At 76.0% G+C, this 2,690-nt stretch carries 2 protein-coding genes and 1 pseudogene; all 3 read right to left on the bottom strand.

All coding sequences use genetic code 11. From position 1 onward, the window contains the following. Positions 1-478: pseudogene (locus NCC78_RS30565) on the bottom strand (phosphotransferase); the annotation flags it as partial. Positions 479-654: 176 nt separating this feature from the next. Then, positions 655-1,248: a nucleotidyltransferase family protein gene (locus tag NCC78_RS30560; protein ID WP_250798872.1), complete on the bottom strand. Its 594-nt coding sequence runs from the start codon at positions 1,246-1,248 to the stop codon at positions 655-657. Positions 1,249-1,388: 140 nt separating this feature from the next. Next, positions 1,389-2,690 (bottom strand): bifunctional 3'-5' exonuclease/DNA polymerase (locus tag NCC78_RS30555; RefSeq protein ID WP_250798871.1); only part of this gene is annotated, 1,302 nt, incomplete at its 5' end.

Raw genomic sequence — 2,690 nt, 5'->3', positions numbered from 1 at the left:
GGGCCAGCCAGTCCGGTACGCGCCCTCCGGTCAGCAGCTGCCCCGCCCCGGGGTCGTCGAGCCGGCGGGCGTGCGCGGCGCCGAGCCGGGCGGCCACGTCGCCCAGGTCGGCGGGGGCGCAGGCGATTCCCGGTCGGCCGGTCACCTCGGCCAGCCAGAGCGCCACCGAGCCGTCCGGGCGCTCGTCGACCGCCAGCGGCGTCGGCGCGGCGATGCCGTCCTCGGCGTACGCGGCGCCGGCCAGCCCGCTGCGGTACGCCTCGACCTCCCGCCGCCAGTAGTTCCAGTGCCCCGGGTCGTCGCTGCCCGCCCAGTGGATGGGCCCGGGGCGGCCAGGCGGGCTGAGCAGTTTCAGCACCGCCGGCCGCCCGCCCCGGCGGGTACGCCAGATGCCACCGGTCACGCCGTTGAGCGTGTTGTGGGTCAGCACCTCGGCCGGCACGTCGGCGCCGACGAGGTCGGCCGGAGGACGCGTCACGGGCCGACCCCACGGCCCGGGGCCGGCACCTCCCGGGTCATCAGCTCGACGCGATGGCGGTGCGGCCCTCGGTGCCACTGTCCTCGTCGATGTTCACTCTGTTCCCCCGTGGTGGAGCAAGCTGTCCCAGCGACATGGATAGCAGAGCGCCTGCGCGGGCGTGGTCCGCCGAACGGCTACACCCCCACCCGCTGCGGCGGCACGGTCAGCCCGTAGAGCGCCATCAGCTCCGGGGTGTCGACCCGGCTGCCGTCGGCCACCGAGTCGCAGGAGATGTCGACGATCTGGTCCTTGTGCGCCAGCAGGTAGGGCCGCGCACCGACGTCCGCGCTGGCCAGGGTGGCGATGCCGGACCAGTGCCGGCGGCCGAAGAGCATCGGGTAGCCGCGCAGCCCGCCGTAGGTGGCGCAGACCAGCACGTCGGGGTACGGCAGCGCGGTCACCCGCCGGACGGCGGCGGAGGTCAGTCCCGGCATGTCGACGGGGACCACCACGACCGCCTCGATCCCCTCGTCGTCGAGGGCGGCGAGACCGGCCCGGATGGACGAGCCGACGCCGGTCCCCCACGCGCGGTTGATCACCACCGTGGCCCGGGTCAGGTCGGCCGTCTCGCGGACCTGGTCGGCCGCGGCGCCCAGCACGACCACGATCCGCTCGCAGCCCGCCTCGGTCATCGTGTCGATCATCCGGTTCACCAGGGGCTTCTCCCCCTGGTGCAGCAGCGCCTCCGGGCCGCCGATCCGGCGGCCCCCACCTGCGGCGATGATCATTCCTGCGATCCGGTTCAGCTGCGCCCCCTCCACCGTGGGGCGGACCGTGGCGCGATGGCCCGGCCCGTCCCGTCGTACGGACACCGGGAGCAACGAGCACGCCCGGCCGTGGGTAGCGGGGCAAAAGGGAAAATTGTGCGCTATGCCGCGTCGGCGTAACAGTCGACGATGGACAGGTCGAGCGGGAACCGCACCGGGGTGTCGCCGAAGAGCAGCGCGCCGGCCCGCTCCCCGGCCCGGGTGACCGCCCCGGCCACCGCGTCGGCCTGATCCGCCGGACAGTGCACGACCACCTCGTCGTGCTGGAAGAAGACCAGCTCGGCGCCGGTGCCGCCCAGTTCCGCGCGCAGCGTGGCCAACAGCGTGGAGGCCCACTCGGCGGCGGTGGCCTGGATGACGAAGTTGCGGGTGAACCGGCCCCGGGAGCGGGCCGCCCGGGCGCGCGGCGACTGCGGGTCGGCGACCTCGTCGGCAGCCGCCTCGTCGGGGTCGCCGAACCCGGCGGTGCCCGGCGGGCAGGTGCGCCCCAGCCACGAGCGGACCAGCCCGCCAGCCTCCCCCGTGCGGGCGGCCGCCTCGACGTAGCCGAAGGCGATCGGGTAGCTGCGCCGCAGCACCGCCAGCGCCGGCACCGCCATCCCGCCGGTCTGCCCGTACATCGCGCCGAGCAGGGCCACCTTGGCCCGGGCCCGGTCACCGCCGAAGGCGTCCTGGGCGAGGGCGGCGTAGAGGTCACCGGCGCCACCGGCGGCGGCGAGGCGGGCGTCGCCGGAGACCGCGGCGAGCACCCTCGGCTCCAGCTGGCCGGCGTCGGCGACCACGAACCGCCAGCCCGGGTCGGCCACCACCGCCCGCCGGATCACCTTGGGGATCTGCAACGCGCCGCCGCCCCGGCTGGCCCAGCGGCCGGAGACCACCCCGGCCGGGACGTACTCCGGCTGGAACCGGCCGTCGCGGACCCAGGCGTCGCGCCAGGCCCAGCTGTGCGCCGTCCAGATCCGGTAGAGCTCCTTGTATTCCAGGACCAGCGGCACCGCCGGGTGGTCCACCCCGCGCAGCACCCAGGCCCGGGTGTTGGGTAGCTCCACACCGGCCCGGGCGAACGCCCGCAACAGCTCCGCCGGGGAGTCGGTGTGCAGCTGGCGTACGCCGAACGCGTCGGCGATCCGGGCCGCGAGCTCCGCCAGCCGGCGGGGCGGGCCACCGACCGGGGACGCCTCGCCGAGCAGCTCGGCGAGGATCTCGTCGTGCACCTCGGCGCGCCAGGGCAGTCCGGCGGCGCCCATCTCCACGGCGATCAGCGCGCCGGCCGACTCGGCGGCGACCAGCAGCCGGAACCGGCCGGGATGCCCGGTCGCGGCGATCCGGGCATGCTGGTCGGCGTACACCCGGGTCAGGGCCTCGATGCCCGGGCCCGGCGGACCGGGCAGGGCGTCGAAGAG

Source organism: Micromonospora phytophila (assembly GCF_023656545.1).
GTDB classification, from domain to species: domain Bacteria; phylum Actinomycetota; class Actinomycetes; order Mycobacteriales; family Micromonosporaceae; genus Micromonospora; species Micromonospora phytophila.
Note: the sequence above shows the minus strand (reverse complement) of the source record. Positions and strands in the feature narration are given on the sequence as shown.